The sequence below is a fragment of the Paenibacillus sp. RC84 genome, assembly GCF_041260495.1.
Lineage (GTDB): Bacteria > Bacillota > Bacilli > Paenibacillales > NBRC-103111 > Paenibacillus_F.
The window spans coordinates 153,294-175,474 of the sequence record NZ_JBGBYL010000004.1 but is presented as its reverse complement, the minus strand read 5'-3'; the positions used below and the strand labels follow the sequence as shown (position 1 = coordinate 175,474).

The window sequence follows — 22,181 nt, the reverse complement described above, 5'->3', positions numbered from 1 at the left end:
CTGCTGCCAGCCCGTTTTTACAGGGCGTTCGCCTTCCCGCGGGAAAACACGTTTTCCAAAGCCAGGAATTGCTTGCCCGTAAAGAACAGGCCCAGGGACATACCGAGCAGCGCCAGCTCCAGCTCATAGCCTCCGGTGAATCCTTGGCTCAGCTTCGCCGTAAAGATCGCCACCAGCATGATAACGGCAAATGCCGCCGCAATCCAGCGCGTTCCAAGTCCGATCAGCATGAGGATGCCGCCCGCGAGCTCGATAACCGCCACCACGTACGCCATAAATCCGGGAAGGCCGAGACTGCCGAAAAACCCGGCAACGCCGCTCAGCCCGCCTTCAAACTTCTGATAGCCGTGAACGAGAAAGATCAAGCCGAGAACAATCCGTAAAATAAACGCTCCATACTGCCATTTGTTAATTGAATTCATTTTTAATTTCCTCCTTGTTTTTAACACTACAATGTGTAGTGTTTGTGGCCGCAAGAACACTACGAATCGTAGTGTCTGTGCTCAAAAAATTTTTCAGAACAATATCTGGACGAAAAGCCAGGTCAGCATGACCAGAACATAAACGGAAATCATGGTCGGCGTAAGCGGCGGCCGGAAAGAAATCGGGGATTCCGGATCGACGATTCTTCGGATTCTGTAATTGATCGAAGTATCGGCGAAAGATGCGTACGCGAACGGCATGGCAACCGTACCGCCTCTTCGGAGCAGCTTCAGCAGTGCGCTGCCGAGATCGCGGGAAGAGCCTTGGCGCGAAATCGCGTAATTGTCCGCAAGTATCTCGCGCGCGATTTTGTACTGGTGGTGGAACCATTTCAGTACGGGAAGATACCACAGCACCGAAGCCAATAACGAGAGGAAGAACATGCTGCGCGGATCTCCCGTCTGCTGATGATGCAGCTCATGATGGATAACGGCTTCGGCCTCACCCGGCTCCAGCAAGTTCAGGAGTCCGGTGGACAGGACGACCGCCGGCCTGCCGAATCCCATCGTCAGCGCGATCGGCTCGTCCGACACGACCACGACGATATTCCCCCGCGCTTCGGGATACATCCGGTTCAGCTCCGCAGACAGCTTCGTATGCTTGTACGCGGCCAGCTTGGCGTAGATGCTCCGGGACAGGACGAACTGCCGGCAGATTTGCCACAGACTGTATGCGAACGTGCCGATCACGAAGGCGTCCAGCAGATGGGCGACGGATAAAATACCTTTGGAACGCATCCATTCGGTGCAGACATCCAGCACGTTAAACCCGATTCTGAGGCCGAACAGGACATGGAGGGCATACATGGTCATCTGAAACAGGACAACGCCCGCAATCAGAACCGACGAACGGAAAATGAATCTGGACCGGGACTGCCACATGTTACTTGTCCTTCTGGAGATCCAGGATTTTCTGTTGCAGCTTCTCAATGAGCATGGGATCCACCTCTTCCAGGGCATCGAGCATATGGTTGACCACCAGAGACGATCCGAATTCCTCCATAAGCTCGTGGGTCAATTCTTTCGATTGGCATTCGAGAAACTCGTCTCTGGATTGGACCGGCCTGTAAAGCGACGTTCTTCCGTCCATTCTTTTCGACAAGATTCCTTTATCCAAAAGCCGGTTCATGACCGTCATAACGGTGTTGAAGTTCACAAGCTTCTCGCGTTCCAGCGCGTGCTGGACGTCCTTGATCGCCATCTCGGGCCCGTCCCACAAAATATTCATGATCTTGGCTTCCAGAGGTCCGAAAAACCGGTTAAGCCCGCTTTCGTTCGTTTTAAACGTATGAATTTTCACGAGGCCGCCCCCTTCCACTACCCATTGTAGTGTTGGCGGCGTCACGGTGTCAAGTGCACATCCGTAGAGTCATATATACGGGGCCTGAGGCAGTAGAAGCGAAGATATGCTATAGTAGTAAAAAAGGTACCGTGAAAGGAGGCCGTCCCATGGAAATTATCCCCGAGCAGTGCAAAGTGGTCGTGGCTCTGGACATGATTGTCGGCAAATGGAAACCTCTGGTCATTCAGCATTTAATCAGCAAAGATACGCTGCGGTTTAACGAGCTCAGAAGATTGATGCCCGATATTACCCAGCGCATGCTGACCCTGCATCTCCGTGAGCTTGAAGAACAGGACATCGTCCGGCGGGTCGTTTATCCCCAGGTTCCCCCCAAAGTGGAATACTCCATTACGGAGTATGGCCGGACCCTGGAGCCCATCCTCCATTCCATGCACGTCTGGGGCGCGGCCCATGTCGAGCATATGAAGCATCGCAACGCGGAATCCGCCGCAGACGCGGAAAGCCGGGCGGCTTCGGCCAGGCCTTAACAATCGGCTGACCGGGCCGGCACCGCAGCCGGTTGACAGACCTGCGGCAGGCCGCAGACGCGACGGATGGCCCCGTGCTCGCCCCGCAAGCGCAAAAAACCTCCTTCCCTGACAGGGAAACGGAGGTTTTTTGCGCTTGCCGGGGTGTTCCCGGCTGGCAGCTCCGGCTCCAGGCCGGAGGGTGATTAGAAGCGTTTCGCCGCTTCTTTCGCTTTGGCGATAGCCGCTTCTTTGATCGCCGGAGCTTTATCCGGCATAGCCGCCATGCCTTCCACGAAGATGCCTTCAAAGGAAGGTACGCCGTGGAACTGCATGATTTTTTTCAGGAAGCTGTGTCCGCTCTCAAAGCTCGCGGCAGGACCTTCGGAGTAGACGCCGCCGCTTGCTTGGATATGAATGGCTTTCTTGTCGGTCAGCAGGCCGACCGGGCCGTTTTCCGTGTACTTGAACGTTTTGCCGGCGATGCAGATGGCATCGATGTAGGCTTTAAGAACCGGAGGGAACGAGAAGTTCCACATCGGGGAGACAAAAACATACTTGTCGGCCGCAATGTACTGCTCCACGATGTCGTTCAGACGCTGAACTTTCGCCTGCTCGGAAGCGGAAAGCTGGTCGAACGAAGAACCGGAGCGCAGCTTGCCCCAGCCGCTGAATACGTCCGCGTCGATTTGCGGAATATCCGAGTTATAAAGATCGAGGGCGATGACTTCATCGGCCGGATTGGCTTCTCGGTACGCCTCGATAAATTCTTTTCCTACCGCCATGCTGTAAGAAGTCTGGTGATCGTGCGGGTGAGCCGTAATGTATAGGACTGTTGCCATAATTGAATTCTTCCCTTCTTGTCGGAAATAATCTTAACTTCAAACTAATTATGTCTCATATTTTCCGTTCTGGGAAGTAGGCACATCCATGTGGGTTAGGATAAAAAAAGGTACTGTAAACGTGCGGGTAACAGAAACAGGCCCCATTTCTGCGGGAGAAATGGGGCCTCAGGTCGGGTTCGCCGGTGTTATTTGGCTATTTTGACCCGTTCCTCAACCGGTTTATATTCCTTGTCGCCCGCAGGCGCCGTCGGCTTGCCGAACGGCATCTGGGCGATCAGTTTCCACGATTCCGGCAGGTTCCAAGTGCTTTTTACCTTCTCGTCGATCAAAGGGTTGTAATGTTGAAGCGTCGCTCCAAGCCCTTCGCTCTCCAGCGCCGTCCAGATGACATATTGCAGCATGCCGCTCGACTGCTGGGACCAGTTCGGGAAATGGTCCTGATAGCTCGGGAACTGCCCCTGCAGACTCTCGATGACAGACATATCCTCGAAAAACACAACCGAACCGTGACCGCTGCGGAAACTGTTCACCTTCTGTTCCGTGGCGGCAAACTGGTCTTCCTTGACGATCGTACGAAGAATATCTTTGACGATGTCCCACAGCTTATGATGCTGCTCACCGAGAAGCACGAGCACCCGGGCGCTTTGGGAGTTAAAGGAGGAAGGCGTGTGTTTGACCGCTTCCTTCACGATTTCCACTATCTTGTCGTCTGAAACCGGGGATTCTCCGCTGATTGAATAAATAGAGCGTCTTTCCCGGACCGCTTGCAAAAATGATTCCGCTGACATACGTATCCCTCCGTTTTTCGTAGAAGTGAAGTGATTGTAATTTGCCGCATTGTACCCGTTTCTATGCAAACCCTATTATTCACGGCGGGTTAAAGGACAATCCTCCCTTATTACCCGCAGCGCCCCGTTAGGAATCTTCTTGACTGTAACGGAAAGGACGGCATACAAAACCCAGGCCGCACGTTCAAATTCTAGCTCCGCAGGAGGCCGATCCCAGCCAAGTATGGGGATTGCCGGCCCAGCACCAGCCCAGCTTCGGCTTGCCGCCGCTAATCCACAGTGCGCTTACCCTCCGGTCGCCGCATCTGGAACCGCATAGAGAAAATCCGTGGTTTTTCTGCAAAATGTCCGGGAATTGGGTGATCACCGCAATTCCCTCCTCGATCGTCAGCGGAGACCGGTTCCATTCCGCAAACGACTTCATGGCTTCATCCGGCGTCCGGTTCAGCGTTTCCGAACCCGTATCCACGTCCAGGAGCAAGTATGCTTCTCCTTCGGGAAGCTCCACGCCTTGGATAGGGCTGAACCTTGCGAGATCTTCGGCCTCCATGACGCTGAAGCCGTTTTTCCCGCCGCGTTCCACCCGCTGCATCATCTCATCCCGTGGAATTGTACCGGACGCCATGACCAGGACGAAAGGCAGGCTGCCCTCTCCCGTCTTAAAATCTTCCCGCATCCGCTTGGCGGCTCTTTCTTGTAACGGGGCAAAAAGCTCGCGAAAAGCCGCTTCCTCCAATCCCGCCAAACCGGGATAGCCTTTGTCTATTAAATTCTGGATCTGTCTTTCAAATTCCTCTTCAAACGTCATCAGTCCGCTCCTCTCCCACCGGTAGCTTTTTTTAAACTCTCCGGCTCTCCATATTCTCATTTTCATTGTATAACATGCGTGCGAATTCTAAGTTTTCAAAACTTTAATCCTTTGAAACCGCATTTTTTTGATAAAATACTTATAACCTTACTTGAAGGTTTAGATTGATACGGAGGTCATTCCCATGAATTTCAGACCCATCGATATCGCCCGAAAATTGCACGTCAGCACGAGTGCTTTAAGAAATTACGAAGCCGCAGGACTCGTCCCTCCCGCAGATCGGACCGCTTCCGGTCACCGGACCTATACGGAGCTGCATGCGGCTTATTTCGAGTGCATCCAGGCGATGTCGCCCGGCTTCGGCATGGACATCACCGCGGAAGTATTGCGCCGGCTCCAGAAAGGAGAGTGGGCCTCCGCCCTCTGGCGCATGACCGAAGCCCAAGCCGCTCTCTTCCGGGACAAGCGGAGAGCCGACGACACGCTGGCCTACCTGGAAAGCGGGGAAGCCGAAACCGCTCAGGAAGCGCCAGACCCGGGCGGCCAAAGCATCGGCCGGGTGTCGATGGAAACCGGTGTCCCGCGCTCCGCTATCCGTCACTGGGAGAAAGCGGGGCTCATCACCGCCTCCCGGAATCCGGCCAACGGATACCGGACGTTCAGCCGCCTGCAGGTGCGCAAAATCCGGCTGATCCTCACGCTCCGGCAGGCCATTTATTCGCAGGAGCTCGCGGAGCTGAAAAAAGCGATCGGGCTTCTCGATCCTGACAATCTGGAAGCGGCCAAAGCCATCGCCCGCGATTCGCTCCGGTATCTGGAACGGATGAATCTGCATCAGTTGAAGGGCGCGTACTGTGTCTACCGGCTGTGCGAAAGGCTGAATGTGCCGCTTTCCCCCATCCATAGAGAATAATGGCAATCCCGTTGGAACACATTATGGATATCGAATCCAAAGGGTGTGTATCGCATGAGTCTCTATCGCAAGCTTCTCCGAGCTGCCCGGAACTCAGGCCCGGGTGAACATCTCCAGGAACCGGCAAAGCCCCCTCAGGCTTCCGATTCTATTGCCATCAATATCGGTTATCTTCAGCATGGTCTATGCTATACGGAAGATATGAAGCAGCAGCCTCTCCCCTTCGCCGGAACGGACGGGATGCTGGTTTACCTCGAATCGCTCGTCGATCAGGACAAAATACAGCTTCATGTGGTCCAGCCTCTGCACGAAAACACCGGCCAAGAGCCGGATAACTTGTTTAATATTCTCGAAACGACCCGCGAAATTCCGCTGGATAACGCCGTCCAAGCGCTGATTCAAGGGAAATGCGTTTATTTTCTGGAAGGTCTTCAGGGGTTTTATGTTTTGGCAACCGAAGCGGTTTACAAACGGAGCGTGGAAGAACCCGAGAACGAAGGCGTGATCCGGGGTCCGCATTACGGCTTCATCGAAGTTCTGAACGTGAACTTGTTTCTGATCCGCAAGCTGATCGCAAGCCCTTATTTGACGGTTCGCTACTATAAGGCCGGCACGCATACGCAAACCCGGATCGCTATTGTTTATATGAATAATATCGCCAATGCCGAGCTCGTTCAGGAAGTCGAGGAACGGATCCGGTCCATTTCCACCGATACCGTACTGACAACGGGAATTATTCAGGAGATGACGGAGGATCACCCGTTCTCCGTGTTCCCGCAGCATTTGGCCACCGAGCGCCCGGACCGGACCGCTTCCAATTTAATGGAAGGACGCGTCGTGATTCTTACGGAAGGAAGTCCGACCGTTCTTATCGTTCCCGTCACCTTCTTCGCCTTCTACCAATCGCCGGACGATTATAACGGCCGCTGGATCGTCAGTTCTTTTGTCCGGATGATCCGGATGTTCAGTTTTCTGCTGGCATTCACGCTTCCGGCTATTTACATTGGGACCGTTTCCTTTCACCCGGATATTTTGCCGCTGGAGCTTGTTCATACGATCAAAAGCTCGCTGGAACGCGTGCCGTTTCCCGCTATCGTCGAAGCCATGCTGCTCGAACTCATCTTCGAGCTGCTCCGCGAGGCCGGAATCCGGCTGCCCAGCCGGGTCGGACAGACGATCGGCATCGTCGGCGGTTTGGTCATCGGGGATGCCATCGTACGGGCCGGACTCGTGTCCTACACGATGATCATCGTCGTTTCGCTGACCGCGATCGCCTCTTTTCTCGTCCCGTCCCATGAAATGAGCTCGGCCGTGCGGATTTTACGCTTTCCGCTGATGATCGCCGCCTCTATTTTCGGATATGTGGGAATCGCTTTCGGTCTCATGCTCCTGACCATCCATTTGTGCAAACTGGAGTCTTTCGGCACGCCCTACTTCTCTCCTTTCGCACCGCTGAGAATAAAAGATATGAAGGACGTGTTTGTCCGCTTTCCTTCGTGGCTGCTCAACGGGCGTCCTCATGACGCCAATCCTAAAATCATGAAGCAAGAAGCGACCTCAAGGAGCTGGAAACGGGATGAAGATTGAACCCAAAGACACCATTTCGCAAGGCCAGCTTTTTCTGCTCATTATCAAGCTCCAAATCGGTGTCGGAATCCTGTCGCTCCCGTACCGTCTGCACCAGCTCGCCAAAGGCGGAGGTTGGATTTCGGTCCTGATCGCCGGCGTCTTCCTGCAGTTGATCCTGGTTATGATGTGGATGCTGATGAAACGGTTCCCATCCTACAGCGTGTTCCGGATCGCGTCCGCCGTAACGGGCCGATATGCGGGCGCTTTTATCGGAATTGCCTACGTCGCTTACTTTCTTCTGGTCGGCGGCGTCGTCATGATGGGCGCGTTCGATATCATCAACCGCTGGATTCTCCAGAACACTCCGCGCTGGGCGGTATTGTTCCTGTTTATGCTGACGGGCGTTTATTTGATCCGGGGCACGTTTCGCACCATTACGCGCATCTTTATCCTGTTCACGTTTCTCATCGGGCCTATGATGTTCCTTATCGGATACGGCGTGCATCGCGCGAATCTTCTGTACCTGCTTCCGCTTAACGAGGCGGGAATCTGGAATATCATTATAAGCTCGAAAGAAACGATCACCGCCATGTACGGGTTCGAGCTGATTCTAATCATTTATCCTTACGTAAAAGGAAACCATGCGGGCAAACTGAAAGCCGTGTCGGCAGGCACGTGGTTTGTCGTTTTGTTTTACGCCTTTACGGTGTTTACCTGCATGGCCGTTTTCAGTCCCCATCAGTTGAATATGATTCCGGAGCCCGTTATGTATCTGCTGCGTTCGCTGCCATTCGGGGCGATGGACCGCGCAGATCTGCTGTTCCTCCCCATCTGGATGATCTCCATGGTAGCCTCCATGACCGGCTACTGTTATGCGGCCGCATTCGGCATCGGCCATCTGCTAAAGCATAAGGACCATAAAAAAGCCGCGCCCTTTGCGGTGATCATTTCCTGTGCCATCGCGTATCTGCCGCAGACGAAGGATCAGTTCGAGCTTTTCTCGTATATCGCGGACGCGTCGGCTTATTTTTTCCTCGTCGGATTCCCGCTTCTGCTCCTGCTGCTATCTTACGCACTCAAGAAGAAAGAAGGTGAACCCGCATGAGACGGGCCGGACGTATCGGGACCGTGCTGCTCCTGCTCGCCGTGCTGCCGGGCTGCTGGGATGAGGACAGTTTGAGAAATGCCAGACTGGGATACGGGGCGGGGTATGATCTCACACCCGACGGCAGGCTGATGCAGACGATGGAAGTTGTGGATGAGTCCAAACAAACCGAGCAGCAGGGTTCCGCGAAGAACGAGGTCGAGTCCGGCGTCGGTTATTCCGTCAGGCAGACGAGTGACGTCATCCGCACCAAGGTAACCGGCGATATCCGGTACTTCAAATACGGCTTTTTGCTGCTCGGCAAAAGCGTAGCGGAAAAGGATTTTTATCCGTACTTGGATGTTTTGTACCGCGACCCTCGCAATCCTACTTCCCGGGTTAAAATTGCCATCGTAGACGGCTCCACGAACGAAATGCTGCGGCTGAAACAGGTCGGAAACATTCTCATCGGCGAATTTATTACAAGGAAAATCGAAAGCTTGGAAGAGATGAGCATTTTTCCCGAATTATCGCTGGAAACGATGCTCACGCTGCTGCTGGATCCCGGTCAGGACTTCGTGCTCCCCTATCTTAAACAAGACGGTAAAAACGTCGATGCCATAGGGGTCGCTCTGTTTAACGGTCAGCGGATGACAGGCAGCCTGAATGTGGAGGAAGCCATTCTGTACTCGCTTCTCTCGGGAACTCACAAAGATACGGCAAGATTTGTACGGAAAATTAAAGAGGGGGACCGGAGTAACCTGGAGAATTACATCACGTTCGATGCAGGGGGAAAAAAAAGCAAACGAAAATTGAAGGTCCAGGTCCAAGACCGCAAGGTCGATGTGTATCTGGACCTGAAGCTTCCTGTGAGAGTGACGGAATTTGCCGAAGATCATCTGCATCAAAAAGATACGGTGCACCGGCTGAACGAAGACTTGTCCGCTCTCCTGACAGGGGACGCCGAAGCGGTGATCGAGAAGCTGCAGGAAAGCGGCTGTGATGCATTCGGGATCGGCAGACAGCTGATGGCCCGCCATCCAAAGTTATGGAAGTCCATGGATTGGCTGCAGGAGTATAAAAACGTCCGTTTCCATCCGAAAGTCAACGTGGAAATTGTAGGCTCGGGCGTCTTCAACTGACCCGCCGGCCTTGCGGGCCTCTGCCTGTTATACGCCCGGATTCCAAGAGGCGCTGCCGTCCTCCGGCATCCCCGGCAGGATCAAGCCGCCGTCTATCCGCAGCGAAATGCCGGTCACGTAAGACGCCTGCCCGGATGCCAGCCATACCGCCGCTTGGCCGATATCGTCCGGCAGCCCTATCCGGCCCAGGGGGACCGTCTCGGCGAACTTGTCAAGCTGCGGCTCCGGTTCCCGCACAAGTACGGCGCCGGGAGCCAGGCAGTTGACGCGGATTCCATAAGGCGCCAGATCGAGCGCGGCAGCTTCGGAGGCCCGTTCCAAGCCGGCCTTGAGTCCGCCGTAGGCGGCATCCTTCGGATACGCCCGCTCGGCCCGCGAGGAGGTAATGTTCAGGATGCACCCGCGAATGCCGCGCTCAATCATGTGCCGGGAGGCATCCCGCATCAGAAGCAGCGGAGCGCGGAAATTCAGTCCGTATAAGCTGTCCAGGTTTTCCGCGGGCAGCTCCTGTATGCGGCCGTACAGCCCGATGCCGGCATTGTTTACGAGAATGTCGAGGCGGCCGAGGATTCGCAGGGCATCCGGTATGGTCCCTTCGGCTGTTTCAAGCTTCCTCAGGTCACCCTCGATAACTCCGCATGGGACTCCCGACAAGCGTGAAATCTCTTCGGCCGCTGCCGCTGCAGCATCCCCATCCCGATAATGGGTAATCGCGACCCGGTAGCCTGCCGCGGCAAATGCAAGGGCGATGCCCCGGCCGATTCCGGTGCTTCCTCCCGTTACGAGTACGGCGGGGGTTTGTCCGTTCTGTTTCTCGGGCATGCCATTCTCCTCCTTCGTCTATTCAATCGTCAAGCGGGGGGCTTACGGGTCCGGTGTTCAGCGCCGCTTCCACGGCGCAGAGGATGAGCTCGTGATCCTCGATCACATGCGGCAGCTCCCCGGGCTCGACCCAAATGCGGGCCGTACACTCGTTTTCCCGGGTGAAAGGGCGGCAGGCGGTTATATCCATCCGGTAAAAAACCTGATAGCCGATAAGCGGATACTTGCCGCCCGGATCGAAATTCGGGTTGTTCTCATGGCTCACCTCAATCATCCCGACCGGACGGATCACTCCTTCCACGCAGCCTTCCTCCAGGCATTCGCGGTGCAGGGCCTCCCGGGGTGTCTCACCCGCCTCCACGTGCCCGCCCGGCAAGTTAAAACCGCGGGTTTTGACGCGGACGAGCAATATTTTGCCTTCGTAAAAGCAGACGCCATGCACACTCGTGACATCCTTTTCGGGAGGCGCTGCGGCAGCAATCCAGGTCAGTTTTACAAGATGGCCGCCCCAATCGGCCTCGATCGTCTTCGGTTTTAACATAGTTTGCCTCCGTTTGTTTCCTGCCGGTACGGATTTTCGAGTTGCAGTCTTGTGTAGTGGTGCCGGCACCCGCACCGGTGCCAAGTTCTCAAACCGGCTGCTTGTGATTTTGCGGCGGCCTATAATCCAGCCATTTCTGCCAAGCCAGGTCAAGCTGGCTCAGCACGATACCGATATCGACGGGCTTCTTCATTCCGGTTCCCTCCGCTTCAAGGCTCCTCCTAGAGGAAGCGCCTTCATTGTAAGTCCTCTTTTAAATATAGCGGTTTCGGCCGAAAAAAAGAATCTGCCTGGGGTTAAAACAGGATCAGTTTCTGTAAAATCCTGCTCCAACAGCCCCAGTCCCTATAAGAGAGGCTGAGGCTGCTTTTGATTACTTTTCATTTCCGCTTTCCTATTTGATTACATGCCGCGTACCGCTTTTCTTCTCGTAAAACAACTGCCGGTTGCGGTTGAATACACAGCGCAGGACGTGGATAGCGAACCAGGCATTGAACAGGAACATGGCGAACGTCGCAATGACCATCAGGATATCCGGAAGATTCTCGATCCCTGCCCGGATGTACAGCTGATTCAGTCCCCCGACGAAGAGATACAGCAGCCCGTAGCGGACGAAGAGCTCATAGATCGTTATTTTATCGGATTTGCCTGTGAGACGGATGCGGACGATCCATTTGCCGAGCGTCTGGCCGTTCGTGAAATAAGGCAGCACGATAAAATACAGCACGACGCCCGCCGCATAAGGGAGCGGTACGTTGAGTACAGCCAAAATGGCAAGTACCGGACTCATCACGAACCAATCGAACAGGAACGCCAGTCCGCGCCGGGTGTAAGTGACGCGTTTGACCGCCAAGTCCACTTTGTCATCGAGCGATTCGATCTTCGGCAGCAGGGAAGAAAGCCATTCCGCCGCCACAAATCCGATCATGCCCCCCGCCGTATTCGTCATAATGTCGTCGACATCGAAGAGCCGGTATGGATAATCGTAGATGCCGTACAGGCCGGTGACCTGCGTGATTTCGAAAAACAGAGACAGTCCTAAGGAGAACAACAGGCATTTGACCCAGCTTGTACGGAAATAATACCGCAGAAAAATACCGAACGGCACCGTCAGCAGCACGTTAAAAAGTACTTGAAGGAACGCCCGTTCCTTCAGCAAATGCAGATAGGTGCGCGGCTGGTCCGCCACTACGGCCGTTTCCTTGAGAATATCTTCCAGGAAGTGGAACGGAATCCACTGGGCATACGACTCCACCGCCGGAGGCGCGTTGTGGATGCTCGGAGGAAGCGGCAGAATGATCAGATATAGGGCATTCATCATGTACAGAAGAAACAAGTAAAGCAGCAAAGCCCTGTAAAAGTGTACATACCCGTACTTGCGGTACTGGACGATCAGAAAAGGAAGCGTAAACAGGACCGCCGCAATCGGAAACGTTAGAAAAGCGTACGAAATCGGAAACAAATAGAAACTGAACATGAAAACACCTGCTGTTAGAGATTTGATAAAATCTGATTTTAGCACAAGTCATGCCGCTATGCACATCATGCCATAAGTCGCGACTGCGTATGCACGTTAAAAAAACTTTCGGAAAGCATCGCGAAAAAGCCGGACATCTTCCAAATCCGGAATGAGAAAAATTTATCAAAATCTTTTTTTGTCCCCGTTGAAAGTACTCATCGTGCGTAATACGGAATGTGTCGAATCAGGTCGAAATTATTCAGTAAGCCTTCGCCGGTCAGAGCGGAAATCCCTTTTAAAAACGATCCAAAAACGCCAAAAAAGCTTATTTTTCGCCGTTTTGTGTGATTTTTGTGACACTTGCGAGAACTTGAAAATAACTGTTAACTTTATGAGTACCCTTGTCGATATAGGTCTTACAACCTACAACGAAGAGGTGCGCGAACTTTGGAGAAATCTTCTATTATTGGTATTATACTGGCAATTATCGCCGTAGGCGTCGGCATGGTTTTGAAAGGGGCCAGCCTGACTGCTCTGTTCAACCCCGCCGCTCTGCTCATTATTTTCGTCGGGACGGCGGCCACTCTTTTTATCGGATTTTCGGGCGAAGAACTTAAAAATTTTCCTAAACTGTTGAAAATCGTTTTCACCGAGCAAAAGCTTATGCCCAAAAAAGACCTCATTAATATGGTGGCGGACTGGACAGCTCTTACCCGCCGCGAAGGCCTGCTTTCTCTTGAAGAAAAAGTGAACGAAATTGACGATCCCTTCCTTAAAAGCGGAATGCGGATGATTATCGACGCCAATGATCAGGACTTCGTACGCGAAGTGTTGATGGAAGATATTGCGGCTATGGAAGATCGGCACCGGAACGGCGCTCAAATCTTTACGCAGGCGGGAACGTACGCCCCTACTCTGGGGGTATTGGGAGCGGTCGTCGGCCTGATCGCGGCGCTGAGCAACCTGAACGAAATCGAGAAGCTCGGCCATCTGATCTCCGCGGCGTTCGTCGCGACTCTTCTCGGTATCTTTTCCGGTTACGTTCTCTGGCATCCCATCGCCAATAAACTGAAACAGAAATCCAAAAAAGAAGTCATGCTGAAGCTGATGATGGTGGAAGGACTCCTATCCATTCAGGCCGGTATTTCTTCTTCCGCCGTCAAACAGAAGCTGCTCGTATTCGTTCCAAGCTCCCAGCGTGAAGACGAGGACTCCTCGAAACAATCGGGTATGGACAATGAGTAAAAAGCACAGGAAAGAACATCATGAGGAGCATCTGGATGAGTCCTGGCTCATCCCTTATGCCGACCTTCTGACGCTTCTGCTGGCCCTGTTCATTATTTTGTTCGCTTCCAGCCAGGTGGACTCGAAAAAATACGACAGTATTATGCGGGCTTTGAACTCCGCTTTTACCGGGGGAACCGGGACATTCGAAACCTCCGCCAAAATCCCGTTGAACCAGGACACCAGTACCGCGCTCAAGAAGCATGACAACCCGAACCCTTCGGAAAGCGAAGCACTGCAAAAGCAGTACGAGGCCGAGCAGGCCGATCTCGAGAAGCTTAAACAGAAGCTCGATCAATACATCACGGACAACAAGCTGGGCTCCGAGCTGACAACGACCCTGAACGACGACCAGTTAATGATCACGATCCAGGACAAAGCGCTGTTCGCCTCCGGGTCTGCCGTAATCAAACCGGAATCTCGCCTTCTGGCCCAGGCCATGACCGATATGCTGAGCCAATATCCGAAATACCGGATCGAAGTGGCCGGACATGCCGACAATGTGCCGATCAACAACAAGGAGTTTGATTCGAACTGGGATTTAAGCTCCAGGCGGGCCCTGAATTTCATGAAAATTTTGCTTGAAAATAAAGCCATCGATCCGAGCCGATTCCGCTCGATCGGATACGGCGAGTACCGGCCGGTGGATTCAAACGCCACGTCCGAAGGCCGGTCCAAAAACCGCCGCGTCGAGGTTAGCATTATGCGCGGCATCAAAGCGTCGGATGTGAAAAAAACCGCCGCGGGCGAGTAGCACTCAAAAAAGCAGGTTCCCGATCAATGAGGGGAACCTGCTTTTTTTGAGTGCCGGGGGACAGTGTGCGGGGTTTGGCCGCCGTCGATGCGGAGCCGGCTCAGCACACCCGGCATTTTAGCGTGCTAGCGCGGTTTCGAATCGCGCTTTCCTTTTGCATTCGGGGAGCTTTTATCGGATAACTGCCGCGAACTGCATTTTCTGCCTAGCAAGATGATTCGGCCAGCGCCACTTTATAAGACTGCATGGCAGCCGGCACACCTTTGAACCTTAGCCGTCCATCGCTAATCAACGTCCACAGCCGGTATTCGATGAACTCTATCATAACGGCGCCGCCCCAGCTCTCCAGCGCTTCCATAATCACCCGGCTGGCCGGGACGAACTCCTCCTTGTCATCACTGCTGCCACGCTGCATTTGACCGACAAGAGCCGCGAGCGCCTCGTCATAACTCTCCTCGGCAGCCGGTACTATTTTGCCGTCCGACCAGATATGAAGCTTCGCATCGGAAGCCGACAGCTCTTCCCATTCCCGGATGTATGCTTGCCTTGCTTGCTCTGACAGCGGCTGCTTTTGCTTTTCATGAATCCGTACGATTTCTTCAATCGCTTCTATGGAAAGAAAGCCGAATGCGTAAGAATGCGGCACCGGATCGAAACGGGCGGCTATCCCTTCATACAGCTGCGAAACCTGGCCGATATAGACGTTATTCGGAGCATCACGGAGGACAGACAGGGCAAGACGCATCCCGATCTGCTCGTGGGCGTGATTACCGGTCCAGATTGTAATGTCCTTATCGGCGGGTAAGCCGCGCATAGTCTCAAGAATGGTATCTGAACCGTGCCGGATCCCTGTTAGCTGGGCGTGCCCATACTCCCTGAAACGTTCGGACATCCATTCCAGCCGGAACTTCCGCCCTTTCTCCGTCTCCAGCTCCCGGATCGGCCCTTCGGAAAAACAATCGTTAAACGCGAGGATCTCGCTTTCTTTCCTCCTGCCCAGGCTGCTGAGCGCATACTTCAAAGCTCCCGCATCGGACAGTCCCATCACAATGTGGACATGGCCTGCTTCTCCCTCGTTCTCCGCCTGTTTTCGGGCCAAGTGACCATTCCATATCTCTAAAATTTGTTTTTGAAGGGCATGTTTTTTCTCGGGCAGCTCTTCGTAACGCTGTGCTTGCTCCAGCATTTGCAGCAGTAGGCCCTTCGCTTCATTGGGATGAAGGGCATGAATCTCGTCAAGCATAACCGAGCGTTTCATTTCCGTACACCTCACTTAGCGGGGTTATGTAAAATAATGGTACTGTATTTATTTTAGCATAGTATCTTCCGGAAATCCGGCTATACTCTCCCGCACACCTGCCTGAAGTTCAACTAAACTCAATTCTTTCGCTCCGTGCAAGTGGAGCTCCGCTTTCGGTGGATATAAAAAAAGACCGCCGATTAGGCAGTCTTTTGGATGCGTTGCAATTAAACGGCCGAAGCGTCTAGCTTCTCGTTGGCGCCGGACGCGGCGGCTTTACTTTCCGGGGTGCGTCCCATAAACCACAGCGTGGACCAGATCAGAAGGAAGCCGGCCAACTGTCCGATTGTCAGAGCCTGATCGAATACGAGCCAGTTGATCAGAACACCGACGGCCGGGAAGGACAGCTCCGCGATCGTCGCGAGAAACGCCTTGGTCGAGGACAACCCTTTATAGTAAAGCAGCATGCTGATCAGCCCCGGGAAAAACGCCTGGAACAGCAGGTTCACAACAATAAGCGCCCACTCGCCCGTTGCTTTATGAAGCTGCCAGGCGTCCCCGCTCGCCATCAGCACGATAAACAGCAGCGGAATGGCCAGTAAAAACCGGAGCGAAGTTACGATCGGGAAATCGAGATTTTTTTGCAGCAAATATTTGCCCATGACCGTGGACCCGCCCCAGAGAATTGCGGCCAGAATCGACAGCAGACAGCTCATGGTGCCCAGATCTTTGAGTCCCAGCGACGGGGATTGAAACCCGAACGTCAGCAAATACGTGCCCGCAAGTGCGAAAAAGATGTATTTAAAAAATCGGGCCGGCAGAGCTTCTTTCAGCAGTACGCGCGCCAAGGTAATCGCGAATAAGGGCTGAAGCTTTTGTAAAAGCAGCACGGCATTCGCGCTCCCATGAGCAAACGCCGACGTGAACAAAATCGTGGCGATTGCCGATCCGCCCCACGAAATGAACAGCAGCGCGCCGATGACAGCCAGCGTCAGCTTCCCGGTCAGTTGTTCTCGGTACCGGATCAGGACCGGAAGCGCGTAGCAGGCGAGCAGCAGGTGTTCGATGAACACGATCTGCGCCGATGTTAAGCTTTTCAGCAGCAGGATGCGGAAAAGCGGATCAAGCCCCCACAAAGTGGCGCCCAGCGCGACATACCAGATGCCGTTGATCCCTTTTCCTCTCGTTAATGCGGACTTTCCGTTAAGACCTAAAGCATTCTCCAATTCAAAAACCCCCTGTGGAATGTTTTGAATTGAACCTTCCGAAAAGAGACGATGCCCCCGCTGGAAGTTCAACGGGGGCATCGACAAACAGACTTCATTAAAATAAAAATTTTAATGAAGCTGCTTTTCACCTTCTCCCATCCGGACTTTACCGTCGGCCTTGGAGTCGCACCAAGTCAGTCCCGGCCGTAACAGCCGGGAGTCGCGGGCTTAGGGTACTTGCGTACCCATCACCGCCGGTTGGGACTTTCACCCTACCCCGAAGGTTCAATATTCAATTTCGTATGTTCTTTTGGTGACCTGTAATATTCATTGGTTACCCAAACCCTTGATACTGCTGGATTTCCGAGAAATCTTCAGTTACTTTGATTACTCGTCATTTCCTTTGATATCAACAAGTTTCCTACCAAAATCCTACCACAAAACCGACCTAAGAACACTTAACTGTAATTGAAATATTAACACTCTAAAATAAAAAAAGCAAGGGCTTATGCCCTGCTTTCTTTGCCTTTTAACCAATTGAAAATCACGTCTTTAAATGTGTTTATCGTATCTCTTTTCTCTATCCGACTAACTGGAAAAAGGAGGTTCTTCAAAATTCATAGTCGTTCCTTCTTCCAAAGCCTAGAACCTGAATAATTTGTTCTGCTGTTAAAACTTAGTGGTAGAATCCATAACCATACTTAATCGTCTCCACGATTATTATGTATTTCATATTTTTATTTATATAAATATCCATTCATCAATTTCTCTTTTCATTAACCAATGTGGAACTTTACATATTTTACTATATATAGTATATTGATTGCATTTCAAGAATCATTTCTAAGCCCTGTGAGTGCGTTTCACAGGACTCGCTCTATTCGAATTTTTATTCTATTCCACCAAGGGGAGTGGGAACTATTCGTAAAATTTGGCTTATTGTGTTATTTGTCTTCATGTCAGCTGTAGGTTTTTTTATTGGAGATTTTTACGGAAGTGAAATAAAAATTAACACTGCAATTAGTCAATCTCTTGAAAAAAGAACGGTAGAACATCTTAGTACCAAGGGATTCGAATCAAATGATTACACATTCAAAACAGTTAAGGCGCAAAAATTTGTTGGTATTAATGATTATGCAGTTGCGGTTCAATTTAACGATGAAGCTGAGAACACTTATTACTATAGTGAAGATACAGATGGAAAGATCTATCAATCAAGTAGGAATGGACAAAAACACATTGAGTAATAATTTAAAGGAAAAATTAACACATTTGACTCAATTGTATGAATACGGCAAATTTACCTAGCCGGCCGGCGATACATGGGAGAGTTAGAATGTCTAAAAATATTTCAAAAATACTATCTTTAGTAATGGCACTGATTTTTATTTTTCCTGTTACTATATTTGCAAACGAGTCCACTAACGATCATTCTAAATTCGTCTAACCTAATGCATAAGCTTTACTTAACATGCACCTTTATTGCATATTGAGCGCTTCCTTCAGACCAGTCTGCACTAATACTATACATGTAAATTCCTTCTGAGGACGGTACTGTTATTTCGTTAGAATTCTTTGTTTCTATATCTCTATTGTCATTGTCAGTAATGACTTGTCTAATAATCGGAGGACCATCCGGTTCTCTCTTAAAGGAAATCTTAATTGTTGAATTTTTAGGTACGATTATAGCTTCTTTATCTTTGACTGCATACCAAGGGGACATGTTCTTTTCTTTACCAAATTTCCAATAATACGATGCGGTTTCCACTGGTATAACTATGCTCGTACTTTTAATGTAGGCTCTAGGTGCTTCTGGTAATGGTTTCCCATTAAACAAATATAAAAAAGATAATACAGAAATACATACTGCAACTGATAAAAGTATGACTATCCATTTTTTCATTTTTTGCCTACTTTCTCAATGTTGATATTCTAGTAGAGATACGGAGAGTTTATTCCGTATCTCTACTAGAATACTATTAATTGTGAAGTATATACATTTCACCTGCATTTATCTTAGCGATAACTCTATTTTGCAAATCACCATCGCTTGTCCAGGCAATACTGTCAGTCAATATGCTCCATGTATCTCTCCCTTTTTCGTTGTTGTGAAGATCCATAGTAGTATGTTGCCTTCCGGTATAACCATCTTCGAATACCTTATTGTAGTACGCATCATCTTTTTGCTCGTGTGCTGTTCCGTATGACCAAGCCCATTGCTTACCAGCATATTTACACATCAGAGCATTCCAAACAGCGTGACGGAATGCATCACTAGTATCTCCCTGTCCACTTTTACCATAATTTGTCTTTGTATAAGAATATGCTTTTTCTTTACAACTATCAATAATCGCAGCAATTATAGGATTTGAAATAGCTAAAGCTTTCTCGGCAGGTGTAAGTTCCATCCATATGGATTTAGCTTCTTCATAGCCGATCCCGCGCTCTTTCATATAAATATCAGTGACCTGTTCGGCGGTGATATTGAGATATTCATTTTTTAGAGATTCGAGTCTCTTGTATAAACTGACACTCCCATCAGTAAAGGTCAAATCTTTATATCTTGGATCTTTTAGCAATTCCTCTATTGTTGATGGAATGCTTAAACCTTGCTGATTTTCTTCGCTTGTAACAAAAGATTTTGATTCACTTAGAGCACTTGCAGAAACAACTGGCGTTGCTCCGACTACAACTGTTGTTAGAAGCAGAGATAAAGCTGTCTTTGATAAACTAAACAAAATATCAACTCCTATTTTATATTATTCCATATATTACCAAAAATATAAGGTATATTAAATAGGAATATTGTTATGTATTTGTTAAATTTGTAATTTTATGTTACTATATATTAGCTCAGTTCGATTGAATATAACCTTGTATAGGAATGTTTTTAATATATGTAAGACTCATTTTATTACCTTAAATGGGATCAATGAGATTAACAATACATTGATGCCCGCGTTGCTCCAATAAGTTTCTCATGCTCCTAGGTGTATCTGTAGCATGATTTGATCCAACTATAACGATTTCCCCAGGCTCTTTCTTTATTCTCAGTTTGATCTTCAATCGCCTCATAAAATATTCTGTCCCGCTTTTTGTTGATAGATGGATTGTCCCCTACCAAATTAATAGCATCCTCCCTTATTTTTGTACTTAAGTTCCTCAGAAAGGTTTGTCTATTTTTATCAGCGTTTAAGTTTTTTTAAGTAACTCATTCTGTACATAGAGAAATTAGAAACGACAGCTTCGTCGAAATCTCTGCCATTGTCTAACCATACAATTGGTGGATTTAGAAAATGAAAAGTCTTTTGCTTCTTCTAAGAACAAAAAGTCCCATTCGTTTATTATCATTTCCAGAGAATTTGCGCGTTGAGATTTCACCATTTTAAAAATTTGTCGTCCCACTCAGGCGCTACAAAACTTGGGTTATCTGTGTTCTCGTCTTTTATCAATCGCATCCATTCAATTAAAATTGCTTCCGACACATTGGATCGTTATGGTTAATGCCCGCAATGTACAGTTTCATTCTTTTATTTCATTTAAGTTTAAGAAACGCAGCTCAGTAAATTCCTTATTCAGTTTCTTTTCTAGTCGGTTGTTCTTTTTAAATTCGCTTTGATATAATTTGATCAATTTATCTTGCAAGGGAATTTCTTGAACATTGCTAAAAACAATTTTCTGAAAACTCTCCTACGTTCGATTCTTCGGTCTTCATTTTATCGTAGACGATATGCTTCTTAGCTTCTACAACTCGAAATATTTCGAGTACTACTTAATTGTAGCCTCTTATGAAAATTCAATTTTTATTGATTTTACTGTTCTTTAATTCTAGAATTTCCTTACTTTTATTCTGTGTAAGATGCATTTTCTCTAGAGAAAGCCGCTAAATCATTACTTCCTTTTGACCGGCTCAATCCCCAAGACGCGCAGCTATAAAAATGACTTCATTTTCTGATCCTTTATCTTATTTGATTCAGTACAAAAATTTCCATATCCCATCTCTGATATTTATTCCGAATTTATTAAACTATCTTGCAAAAGGTTTACATTGTCTCTGTCATATTCCAATCATTCCCCACACAACTTCTATTTTCGCAGTAATTGCCATAACCATACTGAACAGATTTATATTATTTAAAGTCCTTGCTCCTCATTATTCGTTAAGAGGAGCAAGGAAAAGCAATAGTTTACTTGTAGTTTCTAATGTGTATCTTTGAGCTCACTGCACTGTTTTCAACATTATTTACTTCAACTTGATATGCACATCCACCCGACATATAATAGTCACTTGATTTTTCGGCACTTTTCCCTGAAGCAGCGGTAACGGTTAACGATTCTAAATACATAAATGAAGGATAACCTGGACACGATTCATATAGGTGTGCCTTAACAGTGCCGCTTGTTACTTGAAGCGTCCATCTTCCGTATGCATGTTGACCAACAACATAGTTTGTCGCACCGTTTTGATTGTTTGTTAAAGATGCATACTCATATTGATTTGCAGCAAAAGCTTCAGACACGCCAACTAGAGAGAGTACGCCAGCCAATACAAATGTAACCAATGATTTTTTCATTATTACAACCTCCTATTTGTTATTTCCCCATGAATATAGCATTCTCTATAACTTATTTATATAGAATATAAGTATATCCATTATTAAACATAATTTTTAGTTGACTATTAACATTTTAAGAGAATTGATATGTAGATTGTATGTTTACAAATAAAACTAAAGTAATTCATCCTAATATGTACAAGTATTTACATTTAAGAGAGGGTTACTATGAAAAAATCTATTGTTTCATTTTTAGCGGCCGCCTTACTTCTCAGCTCTGTATCTTCCGTAGCTCTTGCAGAACAAAATGCTGTATCTCCTCAAGGATTAATTACACCTCTGGCAGATTCAGGATGGCAAACTAAAAATAAAATCAGGCAAGGGTTTACACGGACGTTAACAGTTACGGACCGGGCACGAACAAAATAAAAATTACAGCAGAAAAGTCAACCGCTGGTGCAGCTTACTCCCAACTCTATCTGATGAACAGTACTCAGATGGTTCAGGTAGGAAGTGGAACAATAGGTTCCTCAGTCACTCTCGACGCGGCTGTATCTAATATAGTTCCCGTTAATTCACAAGCATCCATTAAAGTCCTGCTTAAAATTTATGCATATGGAGATTGGGATACATGGCTTGGCGATTGGGAGACCGATAGTTTTACTGTAGTAAGAATAAATTGATTTGCGGGAGTCCTTGCTTTCTAGCAGGGACTCTTGTTGCATCAAAGCCCTATCTTTAGAACGGATAAATTAAAATATAGACAGAAATTTTTCTTTTAAATTATTGTAAATAACAAAAAGTATATCCATGAAATTATTTACATTTTTGTTTATTGATAGTACTATAGACATGTGTTCTCAGTATATTTAAAATT

23 protein-coding genes and 1 riboswitch are annotated in these 22,181 nt (G+C 49.1%); of the genes, 9 read left to right on the top strand and 14 right to left on the bottom strand.

The features are described 5' to 3' along the window. Positions 1–17: 17 nt before the first annotated feature. The 3 genes from ABH899_RS11090 to ABH899_RS11080 all read right to left on the bottom strand — a co-directional run bounded on the left by ABH899_RS11090 (position 18) and on the right by ABH899_RS11080 (position 1,782). A complete protein-coding gene (locus tag ABH899_RS11090) occupies positions 18–422 on the bottom strand; it encodes a DoxX family protein (RefSeq protein WP_009673853.1) in 405 nt (134 codons plus the stop codon). Positions 423–515: 93 nt separating this feature from the next. Beyond that, entirely contained in the window at positions 516–1,364 is an 849-nt protein-coding gene (locus tag ABH899_RS11085; protein ID WP_369996140.1) for a M56 family metallopeptidase, read from the bottom strand. Position 1,365: 1 nt separating this feature from the next. Further along, on the bottom strand, positions 1,366–1,782 hold the full coding sequence (locus ABH899_RS11080) for a BlaI/MecI/CopY family transcriptional regulator (RefSeq protein ID WP_369996139.1): 417 nt from the start codon (positions 1,780–1,782) through the stop codon (positions 1,366–1,368). A gap of 149 nt (positions 1,783–1,931) precedes the next feature. Here ABH899_RS11080 and ABH899_RS11075 point away from each other — a divergent pair, with 149 nt between their 5' ends. Then, positions 1,932–2,312 (top strand): winged helix-turn-helix transcriptional regulator, encoded by a 381-nt coding sequence (locus tag ABH899_RS11075; RefSeq protein ID WP_369996137.1) that lies wholly within the window; start codon positions 1,932–1,934, stop codon positions 2,310–2,312. A 185-nt stretch (positions 2,313–2,497) separates the two neighbouring features. Here the strand turns inward: ABH899_RS11075 and ABH899_RS11070 are convergent, their stop codons facing one another. From ABH899_RS11070 to ABH899_RS11060, 3 genes are all read right to left on the bottom strand, one after another. Continuing rightward, positions 2,498–3,133: an FMN-dependent NADH-azoreductase gene (locus tag ABH899_RS11070; protein ID WP_369996136.1), complete on the bottom strand. Its 636-nt coding sequence runs from the start codon at positions 3,131–3,133 to the stop codon at positions 2,498–2,500. Positions 3,134–3,321: 188 nt separating this feature from the next. Further along, positions 3,322–3,924, bottom strand: a complete 603-nt coding sequence (locus tag ABH899_RS11065) for a nitroreductase family protein (protein ID WP_369996134.1) — start codon at positions 3,922–3,924, stop codon at positions 3,322–3,324. 184 nt (positions 3,925–4,108) lie between these two features. Continuing rightward, the gene (locus ABH899_RS11060; protein ID WP_369996133.1) at positions 4,109–4,732 is read right to left on the bottom strand and encodes a DUF5701 family protein; all 624 of its coding nucleotides are present in this window, start codon (positions 4,730–4,732) and stop codon (positions 4,109–4,111) included. 184 nt (positions 4,733–4,916) lie between these two features. Between ABH899_RS11060 and ABH899_RS11055 the strand changes: the two genes are divergently transcribed. The 4 genes from ABH899_RS11055 to ABH899_RS11040 are packed head-to-tail and all read left to right on the top strand — an operon-like array spanning position 4,917 to position 9,440. Beyond that, the gene (locus ABH899_RS11055; protein ID WP_369996131.1) at positions 4,917–5,645 is read left to right on the top strand and encodes a MerR family DNA-binding transcriptional regulator; all 729 of its coding nucleotides are present in this window, start codon (positions 4,917–4,919) and stop codon (positions 5,643–5,645) included. Between the two features lie 54 nt (positions 5,646–5,699). Next, entirely contained in the window at positions 5,700–7,232 is a 1,533-nt protein-coding gene (locus ABH899_RS11050; RefSeq protein ID WP_369996130.1) for a spore germination protein, read from the top strand. Next, positions 7,222–8,319: a GerAB/ArcD/ProY family transporter gene (locus tag ABH899_RS11045; protein ID WP_369996128.1), complete on the top strand. Its 1,098-nt coding sequence runs from the start codon at positions 7,222–7,224 to the stop codon at positions 8,317–8,319. Before ABH899_RS11050 ends, ABH899_RS11045 begins: the two co-directional genes overlap by 11 nt. Beyond that, complete coding sequence (locus ABH899_RS11040) at positions 8,316–9,440, top strand: Ger(x)C family spore germination protein (protein ID WP_369996126.1); 1,125 nt, start codon at positions 8,316–8,318, stop codon at positions 9,438–9,440. The genes ABH899_RS11045 and ABH899_RS11040 overlap by 4 nt, the downstream gene beginning before the upstream one ends. 27 nt (positions 9,441–9,467) lie before the next feature. Here ABH899_RS11040 and ABH899_RS11035 read toward each other — a convergent pair whose 3' ends face one another. From ABH899_RS11035 to ABH899_RS11025, 3 genes are all read right to left on the bottom strand, one after another. Continuing rightward, a complete protein-coding gene (locus tag ABH899_RS11035; RefSeq protein ID WP_369996125.1) occupies positions 9,468–10,262 on the bottom strand; it encodes an SDR family NAD(P)-dependent oxidoreductase in 795 nt (264 codons plus the stop codon). Positions 10,263–10,284: 22 nt separating this feature from the next. Then, positions 10,285–10,803, bottom strand: coding sequence for an NUDIX domain-containing protein (locus ABH899_RS11030; RefSeq protein WP_369996124.1), 519 nt, complete (start codon positions 10,801–10,803; stop codon positions 10,285–10,287). Positions 10,804–11,197: 394 nt separating this feature from the next. After that, positions 11,198–12,280 carry a VanZ family protein gene (locus ABH899_RS11025; RefSeq protein ID WP_369996123.1) on the bottom strand — a complete coding sequence of 361 codons (1,083 nt, stop codon included), beginning with the start codon at positions 12,278–12,280 and terminating at the stop codon, positions 11,198–11,200. Between the two features lie 429 nt (positions 12,281–12,709). Here ABH899_RS11025 and motA point away from each other — a divergent pair, with 429 nt between their 5' ends. Both motA and motB read left to right on the top strand, forming a co-directional pair. Continuing rightward, complete coding sequence (motA, locus tag ABH899_RS11020; protein WP_009673662.1) at positions 12,710–13,507, top strand: flagellar motor stator protein MotA; 798 nt, start codon at positions 12,710–12,712, stop codon at positions 13,505–13,507. Beyond that, complete coding sequence (gene motB / locus ABH899_RS11015) at positions 13,500–14,300, top strand: flagellar motor protein MotB (protein WP_369996121.1); 801 nt, start codon at positions 13,500–13,502, stop codon at positions 14,298–14,300. The genes motA and motB overlap by 8 nt, the downstream gene beginning before the upstream one ends. A 205-nt stretch (positions 14,301–14,505) precedes the next feature. On the opposite strand, the gene ABH899_RS11010 is transcribed toward motB, so the two are convergent. Together ABH899_RS11010 and ABH899_RS11005 are read right to left on the bottom strand one after the other, a co-directional pair. Beyond that, complete coding sequence (locus ABH899_RS11010) at positions 14,506–15,558, bottom strand: DUF1835 domain-containing protein (protein WP_369996119.1); 1,053 nt, start codon at positions 15,556–15,558, stop codon at positions 14,506–14,508. A 209-nt stretch (positions 15,559–15,767) separates the two neighbouring features. Further along, entirely contained in the window at positions 15,768–16,766 is a 999-nt protein-coding gene (locus ABH899_RS11005) for a DMT family transporter (RefSeq protein ID WP_369996118.1), read from the bottom strand. Between the two features lie 125 nt (positions 16,767–16,891). Continuing rightward, a riboswitch (FMN riboswitch) is annotated at positions 16,892–17,037 on the bottom strand. A 622-nt stretch (positions 17,038–17,659) separates the two neighbouring features. On the opposite strand from ABH899_RS11005, the gene ABH899_RS11000 reads away from it, so the two are divergent. Continuing rightward, on the top strand, positions 17,660–17,995 hold the full coding sequence (locus tag ABH899_RS11000) for a hypothetical protein (protein WP_369996117.1): 336 nt from the start codon (positions 17,660–17,662) through the stop codon (positions 17,993–17,995). Positions 17,996–18,210: 215 nt separating this feature from the next. On the opposite strand, the gene ABH899_RS10995 is transcribed toward ABH899_RS11000, so the two are convergent. The 3 genes from ABH899_RS10995 to ABH899_RS10985 form a co-directional block, all read right to left on the bottom strand. Beyond that, positions 18,211–18,651, bottom strand: a complete 441-nt coding sequence (locus tag ABH899_RS10995) for a hypothetical protein (RefSeq protein ID WP_369996115.1) — start codon at positions 18,649–18,651, stop codon at positions 18,211–18,213. Between the two features lie 76 nt (positions 18,652–18,727). After that, a complete protein-coding gene (locus ABH899_RS10990) occupies positions 18,728–19,486 on the bottom strand; it encodes a DUF6973 domain-containing protein (RefSeq protein ID WP_369996114.1) in 759 nt (252 codons plus the stop codon). A 1,449-nt stretch (positions 19,487–20,935) separates the two neighbouring features. Next, positions 20,936–21,322, bottom strand: coding sequence for a hypothetical protein (locus ABH899_RS10985; RefSeq protein ID WP_369996112.1), 387 nt, complete (start codon positions 21,320–21,322; stop codon positions 20,936–20,938). A gap of 210 nt (positions 21,323–21,532) precedes the next feature. On the opposite strand from ABH899_RS10985, the gene ABH899_RS10980 reads away from it, so the two are divergent. After that, a complete protein-coding gene (locus ABH899_RS10980; RefSeq protein WP_369996111.1) occupies positions 21,533–21,733 on the top strand; it encodes a hypothetical protein in 201 nt (66 codons plus the stop codon). Positions 21,734–22,181 lie beyond the last annotated feature (448 nt).

What these genes read in the sequence shown, in the direction of transcription:
- ABH899_RS11055 (WP_369996131.1), top strand. Translation starts at nt 4,917, where the DNA reads ATGAATTTCAGACCCATCGATATCGCCCGAAAATTGCACGTCAGCACG.
- ABH899_RS11065 (WP_369996134.1), bottom strand. Translation starts at nt 3,924, where the DNA reads ATGTCAGCGGAATCATTTTTGCAAGCGGTCCGGGAAAGACGCTCTATT.
- ABH899_RS11085 (WP_369996140.1), bottom strand. Translation starts at nt 1,364, where the DNA reads ATGTGGCAGTCCCGGTCCAGATTCATTTTCCGTTCGTCGGTTCTGATT.
- ABH899_RS11045 (WP_369996128.1), top strand. Translation starts at nt 7,222, where the DNA reads ATGAAGATTGAACCCAAAGACACCATTTCGCAAGGCCAGCTTTTTCTG.
- ABH899_RS11025 (WP_369996123.1), bottom strand. Translation starts at nt 12,280, where the DNA reads ATGTTCAGTTTCTATTTGTTTCCGATTTCGTACGCTTTTCTAACGTTT.
- ABH899_RS11070 (WP_369996136.1), bottom strand. Translation starts at nt 3,133, where the DNA reads ATGGCAACAGTCCTATACATTACGGCTCACCCGCACGATCACCAGACT.
- ABH899_RS11050 (WP_369996130.1), top strand. Translation starts at nt 5,700, where the DNA reads ATGAGTCTCTATCGCAAGCTTCTCCGAGCTGCCCGGAACTCAGGCCCG.
- ABH899_RS11010 (WP_369996119.1), bottom strand. Translation starts at nt 15,558, where the DNA reads ATGAAACGCTCGGTTATGCTTGACGAGATTCATGCCCTTCATCCCAAT.
- ABH899_RS11030 (WP_369996124.1), bottom strand. Translation starts at nt 10,803, where the DNA reads ATGTTAAAACCGAAGACGATCGAGGCCGATTGGGGCGGCCATCTTGTA.
- ABH899_RS11035 (WP_369996125.1), bottom strand. Translation starts at nt 10,262, where the DNA reads ATGCCCGAGAAACAGAACGGACAAACCCCCGCCGTACTCGTAACGGGA.
- ABH899_RS11040 (WP_369996126.1), top strand. Translation starts at nt 8,316, where the DNA reads ATGAGACGGGCCGGACGTATCGGGACCGTGCTGCTCCTGCTCGCCGTG.
- ABH899_RS11090 (WP_009673853.1), bottom strand. Translation starts at nt 422, where the DNA reads ATGAATTCAATTAACAAATGGCAGTATGGAGCGTTTATTTTACGGATT.
- ABH899_RS10980 (WP_369996111.1), top strand. Translation starts at nt 21,533, where the DNA reads ATGAAAAAATCTATTGTTTCATTTTTAGCGGCCGCCTTACTTCTCAGC.
- motB (WP_369996121.1), top strand. Translation starts at nt 13,500, where the DNA reads ATGAGTAAAAAGCACAGGAAAGAACATCATGAGGAGCATCTGGATGAG.
- ABH899_RS11060 (WP_369996133.1), bottom strand. Translation starts at nt 4,732, where the DNA reads ATGACGTTTGAAGAGGAATTTGAAAGACAGATCCAGAATTTAATAGAC.
- ABH899_RS11075 (WP_369996137.1), top strand. Translation starts at nt 1,932, where the DNA reads ATGGAAATTATCCCCGAGCAGTGCAAAGTGGTCGTGGCTCTGGACATG.
- ABH899_RS10985 (WP_369996112.1), bottom strand. Translation starts at nt 21,322, where the DNA reads ATGAAAAAATCATTGGTTACATTTGTATTGGCTGGCGTACTCTCTCTA.
- ABH899_RS10995 (WP_369996115.1), bottom strand. Translation starts at nt 18,651, where the DNA reads ATGAAAAAATGGATAGTCATACTTTTATCAGTTGCAGTATGTATTTCT.